This is a genomic window from Pseudomonas sp. LBUM1647 (assembly GCF_059716175.1).
Map to the genome: position 1 here is coordinate 5,132,217 of NZ_CP166809.1, position 23,900 is coordinate 5,156,116.

Annotated in this window: 26 protein-coding genes; all 26 read right to left on the reverse strand. The window is 59.1% G+C overall.

Annotated elements, in window-relative coordinates; translation table 11 throughout:
• Positions 1-104: 104 nt before the first annotated feature.
• Complete coding sequence (flhB, locus tag ACA059_RS23550) at positions 105-1,244, reverse strand: flagellar biosynthesis protein FlhB (protein ID WP_497631183.1); 1,140 nt, start codon at positions 1,242-1,244, stop codon at positions 105-107.
• Positions 1,245-1,247: 3 nt separating this feature from the next.
• Positions 1,248-2,030: a flagellar biosynthetic protein FliR gene (gene fliR / locus ACA059_RS23555; RefSeq protein ID WP_497631184.1), complete on the reverse strand. Its 783-nt coding sequence runs from the start codon at positions 2,028-2,030 to the stop codon at positions 1,248-1,250.
• A gap of 3 nt (positions 2,031-2,033) precedes the next feature.
• On the reverse strand, positions 2,034-2,303 hold the full coding sequence (fliQ, locus tag ACA059_RS23560; protein ID WP_007948918.1) for a flagellar biosynthesis protein FliQ: 270 nt from the start codon (positions 2,301-2,303) through the stop codon (positions 2,034-2,036).
• Positions 2,300-3,058: a flagellar type III secretion system pore protein FliP gene (gene fliP, locus ACA059_RS23565; RefSeq protein WP_497631185.1), complete on the reverse strand. Its 759-nt coding sequence runs from the start codon at positions 3,056-3,058 to the stop codon at positions 2,300-2,302. The genes fliQ and fliP overlap by 4 nt, the downstream gene beginning before the upstream one ends.
• The gene (fliO, locus tag ACA059_RS23570) at positions 3,058-3,504 is read right to left on the reverse strand and encodes a flagellar biosynthetic protein FliO (protein WP_149629157.1); all 447 of its coding nucleotides are present in this window, start codon (positions 3,502-3,504) and stop codon (positions 3,058-3,060) included. Before fliO ends, fliP begins: the two co-directional genes overlap by 1 nt.
• Entirely contained in the window at positions 3,505-3,963 is a 459-nt protein-coding gene (gene fliN, locus ACA059_RS23575) for a flagellar motor switch protein FliN (RefSeq protein WP_129442187.1), read from the reverse strand.
• Positions 3,964-4,035: 72 nt separating this feature from the next.
• A complete protein-coding gene (gene fliM, locus ACA059_RS23580) occupies positions 4,036-5,004 on the reverse strand; it encodes a flagellar motor switch protein FliM (protein ID WP_008151077.1) in 969 nt (322 codons plus the stop codon).
• 9 nt (positions 5,005-5,013) lie between these two features.
• Positions 5,014-5,514: a flagellar basal body-associated protein FliL gene (fliL, locus tag ACA059_RS23585; RefSeq protein WP_033055987.1), complete on the reverse strand. Its 501-nt coding sequence runs from the start codon at positions 5,512-5,514 to the stop codon at positions 5,014-5,016.
• 229 nt (positions 5,515-5,743) lie between these two features.
• On the reverse strand, positions 5,744-7,099 hold the full coding sequence (locus ACA059_RS23590) for a flagellar hook-length control protein FliK (RefSeq protein ID WP_497631186.1): 1,356 nt from the start codon (positions 7,097-7,099) through the stop codon (positions 5,744-5,746).
• An 83-nt stretch (positions 7,100-7,182) separates the two neighbouring features.
• On the reverse strand, positions 7,183-7,551 hold the full coding sequence (locus tag ACA059_RS23595) for an Hpt domain-containing protein (protein WP_150655104.1): 369 nt from the start codon (positions 7,549-7,551) through the stop codon (positions 7,183-7,185).
• A 30-nt stretch (positions 7,552-7,581) separates the two neighbouring features.
• A complete protein-coding gene (locus ACA059_RS23600; RefSeq protein WP_497631187.1) occupies positions 7,582-9,288 on the reverse strand; it encodes an ATP-binding SpoIIE family protein phosphatase in 1,707 nt (568 codons plus the stop codon).
• A gap of 5 nt (positions 9,289-9,293) precedes the next feature.
• Complete coding sequence (locus ACA059_RS23605) at positions 9,294-9,599, reverse strand: STAS domain-containing protein (RefSeq protein ID WP_497631188.1); 306 nt, start codon at positions 9,597-9,599, stop codon at positions 9,294-9,296.
• Positions 9,600-9,766: 167 nt separating this feature from the next.
• Positions 9,767-10,216, reverse strand: coding sequence for a flagellar export protein FliJ (gene fliJ / locus ACA059_RS23610; protein WP_033055981.1), 450 nt, complete (start codon positions 10,214-10,216; stop codon positions 9,767-9,769).
• Positions 10,217-10,222: 6 nt separating this feature from the next.
• Positions 10,223-11,581 (reverse strand): flagellar protein export ATPase FliI, encoded by a 1,359-nt coding sequence (gene fliI / locus ACA059_RS23615; protein WP_056742084.1) that lies wholly within the window; start codon positions 11,579-11,581, stop codon positions 10,223-10,225.
• A complete protein-coding gene (gene fliH, locus ACA059_RS23620; protein ID WP_497631189.1) occupies positions 11,571-12,380 on the reverse strand; it encodes a flagellar assembly protein FliH in 810 nt (269 codons plus the stop codon). The genes fliI and fliH overlap by 11 nt, the downstream gene beginning before the upstream one ends.
• Positions 12,381-12,387: 7 nt before the next feature.
• On the reverse strand, positions 12,388-13,407 hold the full coding sequence (gene fliG / locus ACA059_RS23625) for a flagellar motor switch protein FliG (RefSeq protein ID WP_007948903.1): 1,020 nt from the start codon (positions 13,405-13,407) through the stop codon (positions 12,388-12,390).
• A complete protein-coding gene (gene fliF / locus ACA059_RS23630) occupies positions 13,400-15,187 on the reverse strand; it encodes a flagellar basal-body MS-ring/collar protein FliF (RefSeq protein ID WP_056742086.1) in 1,788 nt (595 codons plus the stop codon). Before fliF ends, fliG begins: the two co-directional genes overlap by 8 nt.
• 14 nt (positions 15,188-15,201) lie before the next feature.
• A complete protein-coding gene (fliE, locus tag ACA059_RS23635; RefSeq protein ID WP_129442173.1) occupies positions 15,202-15,531 on the reverse strand; it encodes a flagellar hook-basal body complex protein FliE in 330 nt (109 codons plus the stop codon).
• 144 nt (positions 15,532-15,675) lie between these two features.
• Positions 15,676-17,061 (reverse strand): sigma-54-dependent response regulator transcription factor FleR, encoded by a 1,386-nt coding sequence (fleR, locus tag ACA059_RS23640; protein ID WP_497631190.1) that lies wholly within the window; start codon positions 17,059-17,061, stop codon positions 15,676-15,678.
• Positions 17,062-17,066: 5 nt separating this feature from the next.
• The gene (locus tag ACA059_RS23645) at positions 17,067-18,272 is read right to left on the reverse strand and encodes a sensor histidine kinase (RefSeq protein WP_497634721.1); all 1,206 of its coding nucleotides are present in this window, start codon (positions 18,270-18,272) and stop codon (positions 17,067-17,069) included.
• Positions 18,273-18,400: 128 nt separating this feature from the next.
• Positions 18,401-19,876, reverse strand: a complete 1,476-nt coding sequence (locus ACA059_RS23650) for a sigma-54 dependent transcriptional regulator (RefSeq protein ID WP_497631191.1) — start codon at positions 19,874-19,876, stop codon at positions 18,401-18,403.
• A 172-nt stretch (positions 19,877-20,048) separates the two neighbouring features.
• Complete coding sequence (gene fliT, locus ACA059_RS23655; protein ID WP_497631192.1) at positions 20,049-20,345, reverse strand: flagellar protein FliT; 297 nt, start codon at positions 20,343-20,345, stop codon at positions 20,049-20,051.
• Positions 20,346-20,355: 10 nt separating this feature from the next.
• Positions 20,356-20,751, reverse strand: coding sequence for a flagellar export chaperone FliS (gene fliS, locus ACA059_RS23660; RefSeq protein ID WP_497631193.1), 396 nt, complete (start codon positions 20,749-20,751; stop codon positions 20,356-20,358).
• A gap of 131 nt (positions 20,752-20,882) precedes the next feature.
• Complete coding sequence (fliD, locus tag ACA059_RS23665; RefSeq protein WP_497631194.1) at positions 20,883-22,316, reverse strand: flagellar filament capping protein FliD; 1,434 nt, start codon at positions 22,314-22,316, stop codon at positions 20,883-20,885.
• A gap of 82 nt (positions 22,317-22,398) precedes the next feature.
• Positions 22,399-22,764, reverse strand: coding sequence for a flagellar protein FlaG (locus ACA059_RS23670; RefSeq protein ID WP_497631195.1), 366 nt, complete (start codon positions 22,762-22,764; stop codon positions 22,399-22,401).
• 73 nt (positions 22,765-22,837) lie between these two features.
• Positions 22,838-23,695 (reverse strand): flagellin domain-containing protein, encoded by an 858-nt coding sequence (locus tag ACA059_RS23675; protein WP_497631196.1) that lies wholly within the window; start codon positions 23,693-23,695, stop codon positions 22,838-22,840.
• Positions 23,696-23,900 lie beyond the last annotated feature (205 nt).

Genomic DNA, 23,900 nt, shown 5'->3' on the forward strand with positions numbered 1-23,900 from the left:
CGAAGTCAAAAAAATAGCTATTTCCAGACTCCACTCACAAATAAAGCAATAATCCGGCCAAAATCTAAAGAGATTAAATAGTCAAACCAAAAAGGTTTCGAGCCTCAAGAGTCACGATACAAATCTGGCGGAATCGGCAAGTCGTCCTTGAGCGGATCCGGGCGTTTACCCTTGCCGGCGCGGTGCTGGCGGATCTGGTAGACGTAAGCGAGCACCTGGGCGACGGCAAGGTAGAGCCCGCCGGGGATTTCCTGGTCAAGCTCGGTGGAGTAGTAAATCGAACGCGCCAGTGCTGGCGACTCAAGCAGCAGCACGTCGTTGGCCACAGCGATTTCACGGATTTTCAGGGCCAGGAAGTCGCTGCCCTTGGCGATCAGCATTGGCGCGCCGCCCTTGTCCGGATCGTACTTGAGCGCTACGGCGTAGTGGGTCGGGTTGGTGATGACCACATCGGCGTCGGGGATCGCCGCCATCATCCGGCGCTGGGACATTTCGCGCTGCAATTGGCGAATGCGCTGTTTGACCTCCGGCCGCCCTTCCGCATCTTTATGCTCGTCACGCACTTCCTGCTTGGTCATCAGCAGTTTTTTGTGGCTCTCCCAGAGCTGCACCGGCACGTCCACCGCAGCGATGATGATTAGCCCACAGGACATCCACAACGTACTCCAGCCCACTACCTGCAAGCAGTGAATGACGGCCAGCTCCAACGGTTCGTGGGCGATGCGTATCAGGTCATCGATGTCTGACGACAACACCATCAGCGCCACGGTCAGGACGATCAAAAACTTCGCAAACGCCTTAAGCAACTCCACCACCGCCTTGAACGAAAACATTCGCTTGAGGCCGGCGGCAGGGTTCATCCGACTGAATTTCGGTGCCAGGGAACCCGCAGCGAATAGCCATCCACCAAGGGAGATCGGCCCGATCAACGCTGCCAGCACCAGGGTGATCATGATCGGCTGAATCGCCAGCAAGGCTGTCAGCCCTGAATTCAACAGGTAAGTGCTCATGGAGCGCTGATCGAGAATGACTTCACGGGACAGGGAGAAATTCTGCCGCATCAACTCCATCAAGTCTTGCGCCAGCGCCCCGCCGAAAATCAGCAGCGCGGCGGAACCGGCAATCATGATCGCAAGGGTGTTGAGCTCCTTGGAACGCGCGATCTCGCCCTTCTCGCGAGAGTCCTTCTTGCGCTTCTCCGTGGGGTCTTCTGTTTTGTCCTGACCGCTTTCGCTCTCAGCCATGACTCAGCGTGCCTGTGCCAGTTCGCGTAAAAACTGCAAAGCCTCGGAGGCCAGCGGTTGATACTGATTGAGAATGTCCGCAAGCCCCACCCAGAGGATGTACATCCCGAGCACCAGGGTCAGCGGGAAGCCGATGGAGAAGATGTTCAGCTGTGGCGCCGCCCGGGTCATGATGCCAAACGCAATGTTGACCACCAGCAACGCAGTGATCGCCGGCAGCACCAGCATCAGAGCAGCCCCGAGGACCCAACCGAGTTTGCCGGCCAGCTCCCAGTAATGATTGACCATAAACCCGCTACCGACCGGCAGCGTGGTGAAGCTTTCGGTGAGAACTTCGAACGCCACCAGATGGCCATTCATCGACAGGAACAACAGCGTCACCAGCATGGTGAAGAACTGCCCGATCACCGCCACCGACACGCCGTTGGTGGGGTCGACCATCGAGGCGAAGCCCATGCCCATCTGAATGGCGACAATTTGCCCGGCGACCACGAAGGCCTGAAAGAACAGCTGCAAGGAGAAACCCAGCACTGCACCGACGAGGATCTGCTCGGCAATCAGCAGCAGCCCGCTCAAATCCAGCGCATTGACCGGCGGCATCGGCGGCAACCCCGGGGCAATCACTACCGTGATCGCGAGGGCGAAATAAAGGCGCACTCGCGTAGGCACCAGGGTGGTACCGAAAACCGGCATGACCATCAGCAAGGCACCGATACGAAACAGCGGCAGCATGAACGTCGCCACCCAGGTACTGATCTGGGTATCGGTCAACTGGAGCAGCGACATGGTTTAGCCGATGACCTGAGGAATACTGCCGTACAACTGCAGGATGTATTCCATAAAGGTCTGCACCAGCCACGGACCGGCGACGATCAACGTCACCAGCATCACCAGCAAGCGCGGCAGGAAGCTCAGGGTCTGTTCGTTGATCTGCGTAGCGGCCTGGAACATCGCCACCAACAGGCCCACAAGCAAACTCGGAATCACCAGCACGGCAACCATCATGGTGGTCAGCCACAGCGCTTCCCGGAAGATGTCTACCGCAACTTCTGGCGTCATGGCGATACACCGCCGAAGCTGCTCGCCAGCGTACCGATGATCAACGCCCAGCCATCCACCAGCACGAACAGCATGATCTTGAATGGCAGGGAAATGATCAGCGGCGAGAGCATCATCATACCCATGGCCATCAGCACACTGGCCACGACCAGATCGATGATCAGGAACGGAATGAAGATCATGAAGCCAATCTGGAACGCTGTTTTCAGCTCGGACGTAACGAACGCCGGGACCAGAATCGTCAGCGGCGCCTGATCCGGCGACGCGATATCAGTGCGTTTGGACAAGCGCATGAACAACTCCAGATCGCTGCTGCGAGTCTGGGCGAGCATGAAATCCTTGATCGGCACCTGAGCCTTGGCCACGGCGTCTTGAGCGGTGAGTTTCTCCGCCAGATACGGCTGCAAGGCATCCTGATTAACCCGGTCGAATACCGGCGCCATGATGAACAGGGTAAGGAACAGCGCCATGCCCGTGAGGATCTGGTTCGACGGCGTTTGTTGCAGGCCGAGGGCCTGACGCAGGATCGAGAAGACGATGATGATCCGGGTGAAACTGGTCATCAGCATGACGAACGCCGGGATAAAACTCAGCGCAGTCATGATCAGCAGGATTTGCAGGCTGACCGAATACTCCTGAGCGCCGTCGGCATTGGTACCCAGGGTAATCGCCGGGATCGACAACGGATCGGCGGCGAACACCAGAGGCGCGGCCAGCATCAGGGCCAGCGTCAAGATGATGCGTAGCGCACCCATTACTTCTTATCCTTATGATCCTTGCCCATCAGCTCCATCAGGCGCTGGGCAAACTCGGGGGTCGCTTTTTCAGTACCGCTGGGCACTTGCACCGGCTCCTTGAGCACGTGCAACGCGGTGATGGTGCCGGGGCTCAAGCCAAGCAGAATCTGCTCGTTGCCGACCTGCACCAGCATCAGACGGTCACGCGGGCCCAGCGCGCGGGATCCGATCAGCTCTATCACCTGCCCCTTGCCGGCTGGCCCAGCCTGCTGGACCCGGCGCAGCAACCAGGCGAGGAAGAAGATCAACCCCAGCACCAGCAGCAAACCGAACACCAACTGCGTCAATTGCCCGGCCACACCGCTGCTGACCGCGGGAGCAGCGGCCGCAGTAGCGGTCGCTACCGGCTCGGCAGCCAGAACACTGAACGGCAACGCCAGCACAAACCCCAGAACCTTTTTCACTCAGCGCAACTTCTTGATGCGTTCGCTTGGGCTGATCACGTCAGTCAGGCGGATGCCGAACTTCTCGTTGACCACCACCACTTCACCGTGAGCGATGAGCGTGCCGTTGACCAGCACGTCCAGCGGTTCACCGGCCAGACGATCGAGCTCGATCACCGAACCCTGGTTAAGCTGCAGCAGGTTACGGATGTTGATATCAGTGCTGCCGACTTCCATGGAAATCGACACCGGGATATCGAGAATCACGTCCAGGTTCGGACCGTCGAGGGTGACCGGTTCGTTGTTTTTAGGCACGCTGCCGAACTCTTCCATCGGCAGACGGTTGGACGGCGAACTGGCGGCGTCGGCGGCCAGCAAGGCGTCGATGTCGTCCTGCCCGGCGTCGCCGGTTTCTTCCAGGGCAGCAGCCCATTCATCGGCCAGCGCCTGGTCGTCCTGGGTGTTCATATCGTTAGCCATCAATTTGTCCTCGGCGGGCATCCATTCAATCAGGAGCCGTCAGTTAAAAGCACAGGGGGTTTGGAGCGCCGGTCAGCGGCGCTCGATCGGCTCGATCACTTGCAACGCGAGGTTGCCTTTGTGCGACCCCATCTTGACCTTGAACGCAGGCACGCCGTTGGCGCGCATGATCATTTCGTCCGGCATTTCGACCGGGATAATGTCCCCCGGCTGCATGTGCAGGATGTCCCGCAGGCGCAACTGGCGACGGGCAACCGTGGCACCGATCGGTACGTCAACGTCCAGCACGTCCTGACGCAAGGCGTTGACCCAGCGTTCGTCCTGATCGTCGAGGTCCGACTGGAAGCCGGCGTCGAGCATTTCGCGTACCGGTTCGATCATCGAGTACGGCATGGTCACGTGCAGGTCGCCGCCACCGCCATCGAGTTCGATGTGGAAGGTCGACACCACAATCGCTTCGCTCGGGCCGACGATGTTGGCCATGGCCGGGTTCACTTCCGAGTTGATGTACTCGAAGTTCACTTCCATGATCGCCTGCCAGGCTTCCTTCAAATCGACGAAGGCCTGTTCCAGCACCATGCGCACTACACGCAATTCGGTGGGGGTGAATTCACGCCCCTCGATCTTCGCGTGACGGCCGTCGCCGCCGAAGAAGTTGTCCACCAGTTTGAACACCAGTTTGGCGTCGAGGATGAACAACGCGGTGCCGCGCAACGGTTTGATCTTGACCAGGTTGAGGCTGGTCGGCACGTACAGCGAGTGCACGTATTCGCCGAACTTCATCACCTGCACGCCACCGACGGCAACGTCCGCCGAGCGGCGCAGCATGTTGAACATGCTGATGCGGGTGTAACGGGCGAAACGTTCGTTGATCATTTCCAGGGTCGGCATGCGTCCACGGACGATGCGATCCTGACTGGTCAGGTCGTAGCTTTTGACACTGCCGGGTTCAGCAGCGGTATCGGTCTGCACCAGACCATCGTCGACGCCATGCAACAGCGCATCGATCTCATCCTGGGACAGCAGGTCCTGCACGGCCATGTCGTGTTCCTACTGCAGTACGAAATTAGTGAAAAGCAACTGTTCGATGACCACTTTGCCGAGTTCTTTCTGCGCCACTTCCTGGACGCTGGCCGTGGCTTTCTGACGCAACATTTCCTGCCCAACCGGCGATGCCAGGGTGGCGAAGTCCTGCCCGGAAAACAGCATGACCAGGTTATTGCGGATGACGGGCATGTGGACTTTGAGCGCTTCCAGATCGGCCTGATTGCGACCCTGCATGGTAATGCTCACCTGCATGTAGCGCTGACGGCCGTTCTGGTTGTAGTTGGCCACAAAGGCCGGAGCCATGGGCTCGAAAATCGCTGGCTGCTTGCCGACCGGGGCGGTTTCAGCCGCGGCGGCAGGCTTGCTCTGGGCGCTGTGCATGAAGAACCAGGTCGCCCCCACGGACAAGCCGATCGCCAGCAGCAGGGCCACCACGATCACAATGATCAGCTTGAGTTTGCCTTTGGTTGCGGGGTCTTTTACTGCTGCTTCGCTCTTCGCCATGCCAATAATCCGTCACTATTCGGGTTTTCACAGTCGCACGGCAAGGCAAGAGCAAGTGTTATGCCAGAAATGTCTGTAGGGAGATGGTGACGGCAATCTGAAGAACATCGCAAATCCCCTGTGGGAGCGAGCTTGCTCGCGATGGCGGCGCAACAGTCAACGACGATGTTGAATGTTATGGCCTCATCGCGAGCAAGCTCGCTCCCACAGGGATTGGTGTCGGGCTTGATCAGGCGTAGTAGTCGACGGCGCTGGAGCCAATGACGCTGGTGGTGCTGGCCGCTACTTCGGCAGCTGTTGGCGCAAGCTCGTCATCCATGGAATCGAGACGACCACCGCTGGCGTTGGTGCGTCCACCCTGGCCTTGACCCTGTTGAGCCTGTTCCTGCCCCTGCCAGCCACGTGACTGGTCGGACACATTGACGTCGACCTGGCCCATGCCCTGCTGCGCAAACATGTCACGCAAGCGATGCATCTGCCCGTCCAGCGCTTCGCGAACGCTTGGATGGGCACTCATGAACGTCACTTGGGTCTGCTGGTCCGGAACCATGTTCACCCGAATGTCCAGCCGCCCCAGTTCGGCCGGTTGCAACTGGATGTCTGCGGCCTTGAGATTGGCACTGGACAGGTACATGACCCGGTTCACGACTTCTTCGGTCCAGCCGCTCTGATGCATGGCGATCGGTTGATTCACCGGCAATGCGTTGGCGGTTTTCGGCGTGGCCGCCTGGGTCAGTGCCGCCAGACGGTTGGCGAAATCGTCGACCCGGGTATCGCTACTCGCGGACTTCAGGTCCTTGAGACCGTCATCGATAAGACCACTGAAGGCCTTGTCGCCGCCCTGGCCGGTGCTGTCCTTGTCGGCTTGCACATCAAACATGCTCGCCATGCCGGCGGCGAAGGTCTGCGCCGAGGTGGACTCGCCGTCAGCCTGGGCCTCGGCCGAGGTCGGTGCCGCTTTTGGCTGGGCCTGACTCGCAGCCGAAATATGGCCGCCCTGCTCCATAGCCATGCGCACGGCCGGCAATGCGTCGAGAGGATCGGCTTCGGGATCGAAATCGGTGTCAGTGCTTGCAACGACCGGAGTCGTTGCCGCCGTCACAGCCGCCTCGACCTGCGGTTGTGGGGTGACTACAACGGGCGGAGCTGCCGGTACCGGCGCTGGCACCGCAGGTTGTACCGCCTGCATCAATGCAGGATCCAGCGTCGGGTCAACGGGCGCGGCATCGGCAACCGGCGTCTGCGCAGTATCCGACCCGTCATCGCTGGCGGCCTCGTCGTCAGCCTGCGCCGGCTTATCGGCGGGCAAGGGTTTGCCGCTATCGGCAACCGCAGGTTCCGGGGCGGCAGACTTGTCGTTGCTGACGTCCTTTTTAACGGGGCTGTCCGGCGCTTTATCGCGTATCGGCTTGGCCGATCCATCACCCACCGCGGAGGGTTTGTTCCGGGCTTGATTGGCGTAGACCTGAGCGAAGCTGGATGCCTTGTCCCCAGGCTCAGCGGCCAGCGCCGGTGTATTGGCGGAAGCGGCTTGAGTCTTGGCCTGCGCGGCGGCCTGAAGAAGCATATTGGGGGTAACGGGCATGGAACGGTCTCCGCTGCACTGGGATCGTAGGTACAGTTGACGAAGGTTATTGCAAAGGTCGCGCCAGGTTTGAGTGACAGGTGCTAAAAGCGCCGTACGGTCTCATTGGCAGAGAGGGAACGCTGACGCTCGGCCTCATAAAGCGGCCGGACAAACGCAAATTCGTCATCAATTTCGCCCACCAGTTTTTCAATGCCGGCGAGGCTTTTTTGCTTGGCGCGCTGCTCCAGCTCATGGCACAACTCAGCCAGGCGAATGGCGCCCATGTTGCTGCTGCTGCCCTTGAAGCTATGGGCAGCATTCATGAGTTGCGCGGCATCTTCAGCCTTTCGCAAGATGCGTAAACGCTCTTCGGAATCGGCGAGAAAGGTATCCAGCAACGTCGGATACTCATCCTCCATGACCTCTTGCAACGCGTTCAGCACGTCGCGGTCCAGGTGTGTGTCAGCCACTTGCTCACTCCTTGATCAAGAATGCGTGGATTATGCCAGAGCCTCCCAGAAAAACTCCACGCGGGCACTTCGACCATCGTCGGACCAACTCGCATTGTGGCCCAGCTGACGGATCAGACTGACGCCACGTCCCGACAGACGGACACCATCGACGGGCCGCTCCATCACCCGCGCGACATCGAAACCTTTGCCACTGTCTTCAACCCGAACAGTCAGGCACCCGCCCTCGCCCTTGGGTGTCACCTGCAAATACACCCGCACGAAACCATCCTGCAAAGCGTCCAGGCGCGCATTGCGCTGTTGATAATAGCGGGTGAAACCCGAGGCATCGCGCTTGAGACTCGAATCCAGCCCCAGCACCCCATGCTCCAGGGCATTGGAATACAGTTCGGCCAAAACACTGTAGAGCGCCCCGCTCTGAGCCCGCAGACCGTGGACCTCAAGCAGCAATTGCAGAAGATACGGCAGCGGATTGAAGCGTTTGAGCGTGGCGGCGCGAAATTCGAAACTCACTGACCAGTCCAGCGGGCAGGACTGACCACTGTCGGAATACACCAGCGCCGGCGGGCTCAGTTGTGCGGCCTCCAGCAGACTGACCTCGACCATGCTCACGTCATCACGGGCCTCGCCGCGAAAGTCCCGCAACGCCTGCTCGATCTCTTCGAACAGCTCATCAGGCTGACGATTGGCCGCAAACACCTGCTGCAATCGCTCCACACCAAACAACTGTTCGTTGGCATCGCAGGTATCGATCACCCCGTCGGACAACAGGAAGACCCGATCCCCGACCGCCATCGGAAACACCTCGGTACGGTCATCAAAGGATTGCGGGCTCAGCACGCCGAGCGGCAAATGCCGAGCCGTCAGCGGCGTTCGCTCACCGCTGGCGATGCTGTGCAGGTAACCGTCCGGCATCCCGCCGTTCCAAACCTCCACCGAGCGTCGCTGAAAACTCAGGCACAGCAGCGTTGCACAACAGAACATGTCCACCGGCAGGATGCGCTTGAGCTTGGCATTCATCTCGCGCAGGGTTTCGGACAGGCCGTAACCCTTGGCGGTCATGCCATAGAAGACTTCGGCCAGGGGCATGGCGCCGACCGCGGCCGGCAAACCATGACCGGTAAAATCGCCGAGCAGCACATGCATATCGCCAGCCGGCGTGAACGCGGCCAGCAGCAGATCGCCGTTGAACAACGCATAGGGGGATTGCAGGTAGCGAATATTCGGTGCACTCAGGCAGCCGGAGTGGGCCACCTTGTCGAACACGGCCTTGGCCACGCGCTGCTCGTTGAGCAGGTAGTCGTGGTGCCTGGCGATCTGGTCGCGCTGTTGCAACACTGTGGCCTGCAATCGTCGCAAGCGGTCCATCGCCTTGATCTTGGCGGCGAGGATCACCTGGTTGTAAGGCTTTGCCAGAAAGTCGTCGCCCCCGGCCTCCAGACAGCGGGCCAGCGCTTCGCTTTCGGTCAGCGAGGTGAGGAAGATGATCGGCACCAGGGTTTCCCCTGCCAATACCTTGATCTGCCGCGCCGCCTCAAAACCGTCCATCACCGGCATCATCGCGTCCATGAGCACCAGTTGCGGTCGTTGCTGGCGAAACGCTTCAACGGCTTCGGCACCGTTGGCGGCCGTCAGCACCTCATGCCCCTGGCGACGAACGATGGTCGACAGCAGCATGCGGTCGGCCGCGCTGTCTTCGGCGATCAGGATCGTCAGCGGTTCGAACAAGGACTGCATGGCGGTCACGCCACGTCGAAGATTTGTTCGAAGTTGGAGATGGCGAGGATCTTGCGCACATCTGCGTTAGCGTTGGTCAATTTGATCTCGGCAGTCTCGCCGCCTGCGTGATCACGCAGTAGCAACAGCATGCCGAGCGCTGAGCTGTCGAGGTAGGTGGCGTCTTTCAGATTCACTTCGAAGGACTCGGGTTTTCGATCAAGATTTTCGTAGGACTCGCGAAATTCCTGATGCTTGGCGAAATCGAATCGTCCCTTGATCGATATCGTCAGCTTTTGCCCATCTTGGGATACTTCTGTAACAACTGACATTTAACGGCTTCCTTGTCATGGGTGAACGTACGTGTACAAGGTTTAGCACTTGGCTGGGGCTGGAGCAAGATCAAAAGATCGCAGCCTGCGGCAGCTCCTACAGAACCGAGTTTGCATGCGGTCAATGTAGGAGCTGCCGCAGGCTGCGATCTTTTCGAAGGCACCACTCAATACGGATCCTGACGCGGCAACCGTTGGGACAACTCATCCAGCAGCTTTTGCTCACGCCGGTCTTCCAGCCGCCGCGCCTCATCCATGTAGCGCAACACCAGTTTGCGCAAACCTTCGACCCGTGCAAACGCCTGCTGCCAGGATTCCCGCGCCTTGTTCAGGTTGTTTTGATGCCATACCAGGCTTTGTCGCTGCTGGTCGATGGCGGTACCCAGTTGCGCCAGGAAACCTTGATAACCCAGCAGCCATTGGCCAGACACGCCACTGCTGCCGCGCACGATCCATTGTTCTTGATAGTCGAGACGAAAGGCTTCGAGGTCGGCGAGCTTGCTTTCGGCCAGACGGACTTGCCCCTGAAAGTGGCCCAGACGCAGGACCGCGGTTTTCTCGGCCTTTTCGGCCATTTCGACCACGGGGGCCAGGCGCGAGGCTCGGCTCTGGGCCATGGCCGGTTAGCCGCCGGCCGCGGGGGCGAAGATAGTGCCGAGATAGGCTTCGCTTTCGCCCAGGCTGATGCTGTCGTTCAGGCCCTGGCGCAGGTATTTCACCAGCTGCGGTTGCAGGGAGATCGCCAGGTCGGTTTCCCGATCACCACCCGCGACATAGGCGCCGACGCTGATCAAGTCGCGACTCTGCTGATACCGCGACCACAGTTGCTTGAAATACTGGGCGCGCATCATGTGTTCGGGCGTAACCACCGACGGCATGACCCGGCTGATGGACGCTTCGATATCGATGGCCGGGTAATGACCTTCCTCGGCCAGGCGCCGGGACAGCACGATGTGCCCGTCGAGCACGCCTCGTGCGGCGTCGGCAATCGGGTCCTGCTGGTCATCGCCTTCGGACAGTACGGTGTAGAACGCGGTGATTGAACCGCCGCCCTTCTCCGCGTTACCGGCCCGCTCCACCAGCTTCGGCAGTTTGGCGAACACCGATGGCGGATAACCCTTGGTCGCCGGAGGCTCGCCGATGGCCAGGGCGATTTCCCGCTGGGCCTGGGCGAAACGGGTCAGGGAGTCCATCAGCAACAGGACGTTCTTGCCCTTGTCGCGGAAATACTCGGCGATTCGCGTGCAGTACATCGCAGCGCGCAGACGCATCAGCGGCGCATCGTCCGCCGGGGACGCCACCACGACCGAACGCTTGAGCCCTTCTTCACCGAGGATGTGCTCGATGAATTCTTTAACTTCACGACCCCGCTCACCGATCAGCCCGACGACGATGATGTCGGCCTCGGTGAAGCGGGTCATCATGCCCAGCAGCACACTCTTGCCCACACCAGTACCGGCGAACAGGCCAAGACGCTGACCGCGACCGACCGTCAACAAACCGTTGATGCTGCGAATGCCCACATCCAGCGGCTCGCTGATCGGTTCGCGCTTGAGCGGGTTGATGGTCGGGCCGTCCATCGGCACCCAGTCTTCGGCCTTCATCCCGCCCTTGCCGTCCAGCGCGCGACCGGCGCCATCGAGCACCCGCCCGAGCATGCTCATGCCCATTGGCAGACGACCGGTATCAGCCAGAGGCACCACACGGGCACCGGGAGCGATGCCGGCAACGCTCCCGACCGGCATCAGAAACACCTTGCTGCCGGAGAAGCCCATGACTTCAGCTTCGACCTGCACCGGGTGATAACTGTCGTCGTTGATCACCATGCAGCGGCTGCCCATGGCGGCGCGCAAGCCCTCGGCTTCGAGGGTCAGGCCGACCATGCGCAGCAAGCGGCCTTCAAGGATCGGCGCGCCTTCCAGCGCCGTGGCCTCGGCGTAGCTGCCGAGGCGCTTGGCGAAGCTGGTGCGATCAAGGCGCATCGGGAACGTCCGGTTCAGGTTCGACCGGCACGACCGCTGGCTTGTCGCTGATCGGCAGTTCCAGGCTCAGATCCGGCTCGGCCGGGTGCAAGGCCTGTTCGTGCAACTGATCGAAGAGCTTGTCCATGACCCGCGCAACGCGGGTTTCGACCGTGGCATCGATGCGACTGTGTTCAGTCTCGACCCGGCAACCGCCGGGCAACAATGCCTCGTCCTCGACGATGCGCCAGGTTTCTTCATGGCGTTCGCGCAGGGCTTTGACCTGTTCGAAATCTTGCGGATTGATGTACAGCCGAACATTGCCCACGCCCAGCGGCAAGAGCTTGAGGGCCTCGCGCATGACGTGTTCGATCTGCGTCGAGTCGATGGCCAGTTCGCGCTGAATCACCTGTTTGGTGATGTGCTGCACCAGGTCGACCAGGGACTTTTCGATCAAGGTGTCCTGCTCGGCAATAGGCTCGAACAAATGCCCCATCAATTGCTCCAGAGCGGAAATCTTGGCGGCCAGGGCCACCTCGGCTTCCTGGCGGACTTTGAGCGTGGTGCTGTGGAAACCTTCTTTTTCGCCCGTGGCGAAGCCCTCGTTGTAGGCCTCCTGACGAATGCTTTCGAGCTCTTCGAGGGTCAGTGGCTGGACTTCATCCAGTGGCACTTCTTCCATCTCCGGCGGCTCGGGCTCGGGTGCCGGCTCGGGTTCCGGCACGAACGGATCGAAACTGGGCAGCGACCAGACATCGAAACCACCGACGTCCTTGCCACGGATCAGGTCGGTGTTGGACTCATCATGTTTGGACGACATAGTGACCTTAGATCATCTCTTCGCCGCCCTTCCCGCCGAGAACGATTTCTCCGGCTTCGGCCATACGGCGGGCAATGGTGAGGATTTCTTTCTGCGCGGTTTCCACGTCGCTGACGCGCACCGGGCCTTTGGCCTCGAGGTCGTCGCGCAACAGTTCGGCCGCCCGTTTGGACATGTTCTTGAAGATCTTCTCTTTGACGCCTTCGTCCGAACCCTTGAGGGCCAGCACCAGTACGTCGGAAGACACTTCGCGCAGCAGCGCTTGAATACCGCGATCGTCGACATCGGACAGGTTGTTGAACACGAACATGAGGTCTTCGATCTGACCGGACAGGTCTTCGTCGACTTCGCGGATCGAGTCCATCAGCTGACCTTCGATCGAGCTGTCGAGGAAGTTCATGATATCCGCCGCGCGCTTGATGCCACCCAGGGTGGTGCGCGAGGCATTCGAGTTGCCGGAGAACTGCTTCTCGAGAATCTGGTTGAGTTCTTTCAGGGCCGCAGGCTGCACAGTGTTCAGCGAGGAGACCCGCAGAATGATGTCCAGACGCACCTTGTGGTCGAAGTTGCCCAGCACTTCGCCCGCCTGGTCCGGATCGAGATACGCCACGACGATCGCCTGGATCTGCGGGTGCTCGTAACGGATCACGTCGGCGACGGCGCGCGGCTCCATCCACTTCAGGCTGTCGAGGCCACTGGTGTTGCCGCCCAGCAGGATCCGGTCGATCAGGCCGTTGGCCTTGTCTTCGCCCAGGGCCTGGGTGAGCATTTTGCGCACGTAGTCGTCGGAACCGACGCCGAGGCTGGTCTGGTCGCCGACGATGTCGACGAACTCGCTCATCACCTGCTCGACCTGCTCGCGGTGCACGTTACCCATTTGGGCCATGGCCACACCCACACGCTGGACCTCTTTGGGCCCCATGTGGCGCAGCACTTGGGCGGCGTCGGTCGAACCCAGGGACAGCAGCAGAATCGCGGCTTTGTCGACCTTGGACAGTTTGGCGGCAACGGCTCGGTTATCACTCATCTGCGTTAATCCACTCTTTCACGACCTGGGCCACGCGACCCGGATCTTCTGCCACCAGACTCTTGATTGCATTCAACTGTGCGTCATAGCCTTCACTCGGGCTCGGCAGCAGAATGCTGGTCGGGCCGCCGAGACTGACGCGGTCGTTGGCCAGTTCGCCGTCCAGGCCGCCCATGCCACCCAACTCGACGTCGCTACCCAAGCCTGCAAACTGCTTGCCTTTGCCGCCACCGGTGATGTTGTTGAGCACCGGACGCAGCACACCGAACACCAGCACCAGGATGAACAAGACACCCAGCACTTGCTTGACGATGTCCCAGAACCAAGGCTGGGAGTAGAACGGAATTTCGGCAATCACTTCACCGCGCTCGGCGGAGAACGGCATGTTGATCACGCTGACACTGTCGCCACGGCTGGCGTCGAAGCCGACGGCGTCCTGTACCAGGCGAGTGAAGCGCGCCAATTCATCGGCGGTCCACGGCGCACGGGTGGTTTCACCGTTGGCCGCGTTGATCTTGACCTGGTCATCCACCACCACCGACACCGAGAGGCGATTCAATCGGCCCTGCTGTTGTTTGGTGTGGCTGATGGAACGGTCGAGTTCGAAGTTCTTGGTGGACTGTTGACGCTTGTCCGCCGGGTACGGTGCAAGCATAGGCTGGCCGGTGGCCGGGTCCATGATTTGCTGACCGTTGGCATCCAGCAGTGGCTGGCCTGGCTGCACCATGCCGGCCGACGCGGTAGCGCCACCGGTGGTTTGCGGTGCGGAGGCAGGCGACGGCGGCTGGTTGCTCAGGGCACCCGGTACACCTTGTGGGCCATTGCTGGCGGTACGTTGTTCGTTGACCGACTGCTCGCTGCGCAGCGCCGGTTGGTCCGGGTTGAATTGCTCGGAGGTCGACTCGACGGCACTGAAATCCACATCGGCCGAGACTTCGGCTTTATAGCGATCGTTACCCAGCACCGGTTGCAGAATGTTGTGCACGCGCTGAGTCAGCATGCTTTCCATGCGACGGCTGTAATCGAATTGCTTGCCGGCCATGGTCAGTTCGGAGTTCTCCGCCTGATCCGACAGCAGGTTGCCCTTCTGGTCGACGACAGTGATCTGGGATTTGCTGAGTTCGGGAACGCTGGTGGCCACTAGGTTGATGATCGCCAGCACTTGACCAGGCTCCAGCGAGCGGCCGGAGTACAGTTCCACCAGAATCGAAGCGCTCGGCTTGCGCTCGTCGCGCACGAACACCGAACTTTTTGGAATCGCCAGGTGCACGCGGGCACCCTTGACGTTGTTCAGGCTGGAGATGGTGCGAGCCAGTTCGCCTTCGAGACCGCGGCGATAACGGGTCGCTTCCATGAACTGACTGGTGCCCAGGCCCTGGTCCTTGTCGAGAATTTCAAAACCGATGTTGCCGTCGCTGGGAGTGACACCAGCGCCCGCGAGTTTGATTCGCGCACGGGACAGATCATCGGCCTTGACCAGCAAGGCACCGGAGTTCGGTTCAACGGTATAGGGAATGTCGGCTGCGGCCAGGGTATCCATGACCTGTTTGGCGTCCATACCGGCAAGACTGCCGTACAGAGGCCGGTAGTCCGGCTGCTGGGACCACAACACCACGGCAAAGCCAATCGCCACGCTCGCAGCCAGGCCGACCAACAGGCCTACCTGACGCAACATGGTCATCTCGGAGAGGTTTTCCAGGAAGGACAACCCGAACAGCGGCGGCTTGCCGTCTATTGGAGTGGCCTTGGCCGGAACATTATCGGCGACTGCTTCTGCCATGACTCAATTCGTCCTTAAACCGGCATCTGCATGATGTCTTGGTATGCCTGAACCAGCTTGTTGCGTACTTGGGTCAACGCTTGAAAAGACACGCTGGCCTTCTGCGAGGAAATCATCACGTCCGTCAGGTCGACGCCACTCTTGCCGATCTCGAAGGCACTGGCCAACTGACTGGACGCCTGCTGCGTCTCGTTCACTTTGTTGACGGCCTGACCGAGCATGTCGGAAAAGCTGCTGCCACCCATTTCAGGAACAGCGGCAGTCGATTTCGACGCAGACATGGCATCCATTTGCATGGAACGCATGTCCAGCATCAATCGATTGAATTCAATACCTTGGCTCATGGTCTCTCTCTTTGACGAGCTACGTCTTTGGCGACCCGCAATTTTTTGACACTCACTCGGCGGGTAGTGAGGTGTTAGCAACAAGGGTGCCAGCTCCGTGGCCGCTCTAAACAAAAGCCGTCCAGGCTTTGCATTGCTAACGAATCAGGTGGCGAACAAATAAGCTTCCACGTCCATTCCGGCATCACGCATCTGCGCCAGCTTGTAACGCAGGGTGCGCGGGCTAATGCCCAAGCGCTCGGCGGCCTCTTTGCGACGGCCGCGTTCGGAGCGCAAGGTGTCGATGATCATCTGGAACTCACGGCGACGCAGATCATCGCCGAGGGCGCCCGCCGATTCGGCGTCGACTTCTACTGCGCGCACAGTCGTCGGCGCCAATGCCGGCAACGGCGCACACGCCACAGGCCCAGCCAGGCAGAAATCCTGCGGCTGGATCAAACCGCCCTGCTGCAGAATCAAGGCACGCTGGATCGCGTTATCCAGTTCACGCACGTTGCCCGGCCACGGATAACCGATCAGGCACGCCTGCGCCTCAGGCGAGAGCTTTGCCGCGGCATGCTTCATTTTATTGACGTACTTGGCCAGCAGTCGCTCGGCCAATGGCAGGATGTCGGCGGTACGTTCGCGCAACGGACGCCAGGCCAGCGGAAACACCGACAGGCGATAGTAAAGGTCTTCGCGAAAACGCCCCGCCGCCACTTCACCCGCCAGGTCACGGTTGGTGGTGGCGACCACTCGAATGTCCAGCGTGATCGGCTTGCGTGCGCCGACTCGTTCAACTTCGCGCTCCTGCAAAACTCGCAGCAACTTGGCCTGGAGCCCCAGGGGCATTTCGGAGATTTCATCGAGCAGGATCGTGCCGCCATCAGCTTGTTCGAACTTGCCGGCCTGCGCTGCGATGGCGCCAGTGAACGAACCCTTTTCGTGACCGAACAAGGTGGCTTCGAGCATATTGTCCGGGATCGCTGCACAGTTGATCGCAATGAACGGCTGACTGGCGCGGTGAGAGTGCTGATGAATGTAACGCGCCAGCACTTCCTTGCCGGTCCCGGACTCACCGGAGATCAACACCGTGGAATCACTGCGCGCCACCCGTGCGGCCAATTCCAGCAATTGCGCACTGGCCGGCTCGAACGCTACAGGCCCCTCGCCCTCGGTCGCGCCGAGACTGCCCAGGGCATGACGCGCCACCAGATCGAGCAAGGCTTTGGGCTCGAATGGCTTGACCAGATAATCCGCTGCGCCCTGACGCATCGCATCGACCGCCCGCTCGACAGCTCCGTGAGCGGTCATCAGCAACACCGGCAGCTGCGGCTGACGAGTACGCAGCAATCCGAGCAGTTGATGGCCGTCCATGCCCGGCATGTTGACGTCACTCAGCACCAGGTTGAACGCCTCGGCACCAACCGCTGCCAGCGCTTCTTCCGCCGAACCGACGGCTTTGAAATCGTGCCCGGCGAGCAACAGCGTATCGGCCAATGCTTCGCGTAACGCGCGGTCATCCTCGACCAGTAAAACCTTGATTGCCATGTCCTTCACTCCGCTCCCTGAGCGCTGGGCTTTTCACCGGAAAAAAGCGGCAGGATGACCTGCGCGCAAGTGCCGCGCCCCAGCCGCGAGCGCAGCTGCAATTCTCCCTGATGGGCACGTGCCACTGCCTTGACCACGGTCAGGCCAAGGCCGGTCCCGGTGGTTTTAGTGGTAAAAAACGGCTCGCCGAGTCGTGCCAGCACTTTCGTGTCGATACCACTGCCGCAGTCACTGACAGATACGCGCAAATTGTCGTCACGGGTATAGAGGTGGACCTTCAAACGGACGTCACCGGCGCTGGCCTGGATGGCGTTCTCGATCAGGTTCAGGATCGCCCCGACCAGCGTGTCGCGATTGCACAGCAACTCGCCGGAATGACTGTCGCATTGCCAACGAATTGGCAGGTCCTGCACATGGGTCAGTGCTGCCGCCTGCAGTGACTGCATCAGCACTTTGGGTGTGACGCGATCGGTCAGCGGCAGCTCGCCACGCGCAAACACCAGCATGTCGCGAACCTGATGCTCCAACTCATGCAGACGCTCTTTCAGCCGCCCGGCAAAACGCTGCTGGGTCTCGACCGGCAACGCTTGCTCAGTCAAATGACTGGCGTAGAGCAAGGCGGCGGACAAGGGGGTACGAATCTGATGAGCCAGCGAAGCGACCATTCGGCCGAGGGATGACAACCGTTCGTGGCGGGCCAACTGATCTTGCAGATGACGGGTTTCAGTCAGGTCGTTGAGCAACACCAACTGACCAGGCTCGGCATCCAACGAGCGAGTGGAGATCGACAAGCGCCGACCGTCCTTGAGCGAGATTTCGTGACCGTCGTCTTCACGGGGCGCAAAGCAGCGGGCAATGACATGACGCCACAGCTCGCCTTCGAGGGGCAGACCGAGCAGTTCGCAGGCAGCGGGGTTGGCTTCGCGCACGATGCCTTGGGCGTCGATGACGATGACGCCGCCGGGCAACAGATCGAGGAGGTTTTGCAGCCGGTTGGCCAGGCGTTCTTTTTCCGCCAATTCCTGCATGCGCTGAGCGCTGACTACTGCCAGCTCACCCTTGAGCTCGGTGACCCGGGCCTCGAGCATGCTGTAGGAATCGGTCAATTGACTCGACATCTGGTTGAACAGTGCAAACGCCTGCTCAAGGCCAAGCCGGCTCGCCTGCTCTACGGACGACGGTTGTCCCGAAGCGTCAGGGACAGGAGACATCTGGGCGGCTTGGGGCATCGTGCTCTCTCGCTTGGCTGACCGTCAGTTAAACGGAACGTTGCGAGGGATGTAGCAATACCCGTGCCTAAAAAAAACTGCCTACAAATGAAGGACTTGAAAAACAGGCGTCAATCATCCGCCTGTTCATCACCATCACGACGGCTCATGCCGTACTTGCGCATCTTTTCCACCAGCGTGGTGCGACGAATACGCAGCCGCTCTGCCGCGCGCGCCACGATGCCATTGGCATCATCCAGCGCCTGTTGAATCAGCCCTTGTTCCAGACCTCCGAGGTAGTCTTTCAGGTCCAGGCCTTCCGGTGGCAGCAGGGCGCCGGCCGAGAAGTCCGGAGCGTGACCGTTGATGGCCACCCGCTCTTCAAGATCGCTGCGCAGACTGTCGACCAGTTGCTCGTCCTCGTCGTCGACGTAGCGGAATTTCTTCGGCAATTCGACCACGCCGATCACCCCGTACGGATGCATAATCGCCATGCGTTCCACCAGGTTGGCGAGTTCGCGGACGTTGCCCGGCCAGCCGTGGCGGCACAGCGACATGATCGCCGCCGAGTTGAAACGGATCGAACCACGCTTCTCGTGCTCCATGCGCGAGATCAACTCGTTCATCAGCAGCGGAATGTCTTCGACACGCTCACGCAGTGGCGCCATTTCGATCGGGAACACGTTCAGGCGGTAGTACAAGTCTTCGCGGAAGGTACCGATCTCGATCATGCTTTCGAGATTCTTGTGGGTCGCCGCGATGATCCGCACATCGACGCTCTGGGTCTTGTTGCTGCCCACGCGCTCGAAGGTGCGCTCCTGCAATACGCGCAGCAGCTTGACCTGCATCGGCAGCGGCATGTCGCCGATCTCATCGAGGAACAGCGTGCCGCCATTGGCCAGTTCGAAACGCCCGGCGCGGCTGGTGATTGCCCCGGTGAAGGCGCCCTTCTCGTGGCCAAACAGTTCGCTTTCCAGCAACTCGGCCGGGATCGCCCCGCAGTTGACCGGTACGAACGGCGCGTCACGACGCTTGGAGTGATAGTGCAGGTTGCGAGCGACCACTTCCTTGCCGGTACCCGACTCACCGAGGATCAGCACACTGGCGTCGGTGTCGGCGACTTGCTGCATCATCTGACGGACGTGTTGAATCGCCCGGCTGGTGCCGACAAGACTGCGGAAAAGATTGGGTTCGCGATGACGACCGCGCTCGCGGGCCTGGTCGTACATCTCGCGATAGACCTGGGCACGGTGCAGGGAGTCGAGCAATTTGCTGTAGCTGGGTGGCATTTCGAGGGTCGAAAGCACTCGGCGACGCTGATCTTCTGGCAGGTCAATGGAAGAATTATCGCCCATTAACAAAACCGGAAGGAACTCATCCCAGGTTGAGAGTGTCTTTAACAAGCCCACAAGTGCACCAGGAGCATTGACCGTCCCGATGAGGACGCAGATTACTTCACGACTTGATGACAATGAGCCGACAGCCTGCTGCCAGTCATGGCTGCCGCAGGGTAAATTTTCTTCGCCAAGAAAATTTAAAATCACCGCCAAGTCGCGGCGACGGACGCTATCGTCATCAATCAGCAGAATTTTGGTTTCACGCCACATGCAATAGCAACTTCCCTAGTCAACTCAATGCCCAAATGCTGGGGCAAGCTAGACGCTTGCAGACACGTTATGCCTGTAGACGCCTGAAATCTGGAATCAGCCACTAGTTAAGTCAAAAAACCGTGCACAGTCAAATTTATGGCGCACTATGTTTGGATTAACCGGGGATTAATTAACCGAACAGATGGTAAACCTTTGCCGCGCTCTGTGCTTGGTGGATCTGCGACATCTCATCGACTATCGCTTGCCGCTCCCCTGTCGCCGCCTCAAGAAGCTGCTTATACACCCCCAGCAACACCTCAAGGTTGTCGCGCAACGCGGCCTCGTCCACCGAAGCTTCACTCAAGACGTCTTCCATGCAGGAACGGCAAGCCAGGTCCAACTCACCAATGGCTTCCCAGTTACGCTCAGCCAAAGCACCGACCAGGCCTTCACGGGTTTGTTCGATTCGCTGCAATACAAGACTCATAGTGATCTCCTTAAAACTGCGGACCCGGCGCGGCGATAGCATCCCAGCCGTCTTTGACGGTGCGAAGCAAATCAGCGACTTCGTCGAGAATCTTTGGATCGGTTTTGACGTTGGCTTCCGTCAGGCGCTTCATCATGTAGGTGTAGAGGTTATCCAGCTCCCCCACCGACTCGGCCTGGTTTTCCAGATCCAGACCTTCACGCAGACCACCGACAATGCCGATGGCCTTGCCGATCAGAACGCCTTTATTAGCAATGTCCTTGCGCTCCATCGCGCCTTTGGCCTGCGCAATACGATCCAGGCCACCTTCCATCAGCATCTGCACCAGACGATGAGGGCTAGCCTCGGAAGTCTGCGCCTGAGCGCCAATCTTCTGGTATTGGCGAAGGGCTAACATTGGATTCATGCTGTACCTCATCAAAAAATCTGTGGTTCGTATAACCAGTGTATCGACGACGCGTCAAAAAACTTTAGTCGCAAAACACAAAAGCCCGGAGCGTTTAACGACGCTGCCGGGCTTTTGGCGCTACTAGACTATCAGCTGTTCTTCTGCTGCGCGGTCATTGCTTCGAACATCGAGGTGATGTTGCTGGCGGTTGCCTTGAGCTGCCCCACCAGGAGATCCATAGCGTTGTATTTTTTGGTCAGAACCGCTGTGAGCGTCTCGATACGACGATCAAGGGCGTCCTGATCGTCGCTCAACCTGTCTTTCTGCTTGTTCAGGTTAGTCGTCTTGCTCGCGAGAATACCGTCGGTAGCAGTATAAGGATTGATGGCCTTGCCCATCCGCGCCAATAGGCCAGTATCACCAAGGAACAGGCCCTGGATTTCGCCACCGAGCTTTTTATCATTCAAGGCGGCGGTGAACTTGGTGCTATCAAACGCCAGCGTACCGTCCCGCTGGGTCCCAATACCCAATTGGGACAACACGGTCAATTGCCCCCCCGAAGCTGAAGTCGTCAGCTCGGCACGCACGGCAGCCAAAATCGCCCGAGGAGTTGTATCACCGGTCAACGCAGCCGAGACCGTAAGTTGCCCATCGGCGTCCGCCGTGGCCTTGGTCAAATTGCCAACCGTTTTGACCAAAGTATTGAAGGCATCAACGAATGATTGCAGCGAACTCTTCAAACCATCGGTATTTGTGGCAACAGTCACTGTCGATTTGCCCACACCCACCAAATCAAAGCTCAACCCGGAAATGGCCGTGGTGACCGAGTTCTTGGCGCTGGTCAATTTCAAGCCATCGACGGTGAACTCCGCATCAGCCGCCAGCGCCGAAATCGCGCCTGCCCCTGGCACAAAGACCCCATTGGGGCCATTGGCACCGGTATCCGACATCAGCTTGGTGCCGTCGATATTCAGAAATTCCAGGCCGGGACTACCGCTGACAGAGATATCCGATTGGGCACCAGTAACCGTGGAGCCGAAAACCAGGCGCGAGCCATTGGTATCATTGACGATGTTGGCGGAAATGCCATTCGACTGGAGCTTGGTATTGATCGCATCACGCACTTCTTGCAGCGTTGACGTTGCACTGATGTCAACGGTGTATGTAGTGTTATTTTGAGTGATTTCCAGACTACCACTCGGAATAGCACTAGCCTGCGTGGAATCCATAGCCGCGGTTGCCACCTTCGAAGAGGTCGCGAGGCTTTTCACGTCAATCGCATAGGTGCCATTGACTGCAGAGTTGGTCGCGGTCGCCTTGACGAAAGTCTCGGCAGAAGAGGTTGCCGCAAACCCCTTGAACGCCGGAGCCGTTGCGCTGTTGAGCTTGTCCATGGCCGCCTGATAAGCCGCCAGAGCGCTTTTCAACTGACCGACACCTGACAGAGCAGAAGTGGTGAGCTTGGTTTGCTTGTCGATCTGGCCCTGCTTGGCCGCTTTGTCAGCGTTGACCAGTGCCTTTACGATAGCACCGGTATCAAGGCCTGAGCCTAAACCCGTGCCCGGTAGAATTGGACTTGCCATGTGGAACTCCCTTCAGTGTCTCGCCGGTCTTTTGACCACTACAACGCCCAAAAGAACATAGCAACAATTTTCATGCCAGCTGTCAGACTTTAGCGCTGAACAACAGACTACTCGCATCATTCAAGCTATTGGCCAGCTTCAGGACTTCTTCGTTAGGGATCTGTCGGACCACCTCACCCGAGTCACTGGCAATCACCTTGACGACTACTTTGCCGGAAGCCTCATCGATCGAGAACTCCAGGTTGCGCTTGACCGACTGAACGAACTTCTCAATTTCCTGAACGGCCATTTTGAGTTGGTCCTTCTCGGTTTCCTTGCCTTTGCTCTCGTCCCTGACAGCAGCGACTGCAGCACTTTCCGATTGAGGCTTCTGCGCTGACTTTTCAGCGACAGTCGCCACCGGCCTGGCAGCTGGATAAGACAAGTTCAGCTTCACGCTCATATCCATGTCCATCACCTCTTGAAGTAAAAAAGCGAGAGAGCACGACTAGCGCACTCCCTCGCCAACACTCAACCAGCTATTACTGAAGCAGTTTCAGTACAGCGGATGGCAGTTGGTTGGCCTGGGCCAGAATTGCGGTGGAGGCTTGTTGCAGAGTTTGTTGCTTGGTCAACTGTGCAGTTTCAGCAGCGAAGTCGGTATCTTGTACGCGACCCAGTGCAGCAGAGGCGTTTTCGTTAACGTTCTGCAGGTTGGAGATGGTACTGGTGAAACGGTTTTGCGCAGCACCCAGCTCGGCACGGGACGCGGTAATAGTCCCCAAAGCAGTATCAATCTTGCCAATTGCAGCATCGATAGCGGTGTGAGCAAGAGCGTTCGTAGTACCCGAGATGGAGATGCCGCCAGCACCACTAGCAACACCCAAGGTGGTAGCGTCGAAGTTCTGTGTCAGGCTCAACTTGATATGGTCATCGACGGTGGTATTGGAACCGACCTGGAACTCCATGGAGCCGGCAGTGCCATCCAGCAGATTCTTGCCATTCAAGTTGGTGCTTTTCGAGATACGCGACAACTCGTCGCTCATCTGGTTGAACTCTTTGTCCAGAGCGGTACGGTCAACTGAGCCGTTGCTGTCGTTACGAGACTGAACAGCCAACTCACGCATACGCTGCAGAATGTTGGTGGACTCCTGCAGAGCACCTTCAGCGGTCTGGGCAATCGAAATACCGTCGTTGGCGTTTTTGATTGCCATGGTCTGACCACGGATCTGACTGGTCATGCGGGTAGCAATTTGCAGGCCAGCGGCGTCGTCTTTGGCGCTGTTGATTTTCAGGCCGGAGGACAGACGGGTCATCGAAGTCGACAGGGCATCGGAAGCCTTGTTCAGGTTTTTCTGAACGTTCAACGATGTGACGTTAGTGTTTACGGTTAAAGCCATGACGAATTCCTCGTTGGTTGGGTACTGCGGCTTCCGGCCCTGGCAACCGCCGGGTGTGGCCTAGAGAACCTTCGTAATAGTTATCGTCGCGAATGCAGGTTGCTTTAGGAGATTTTGAAAAATATTTGCCATCACACTGCCACCCCTCAGGAAACAAGGGCTTGGCGGCAGTTCGATTCAAAAAAATGACGTCGGGGAAATGCCG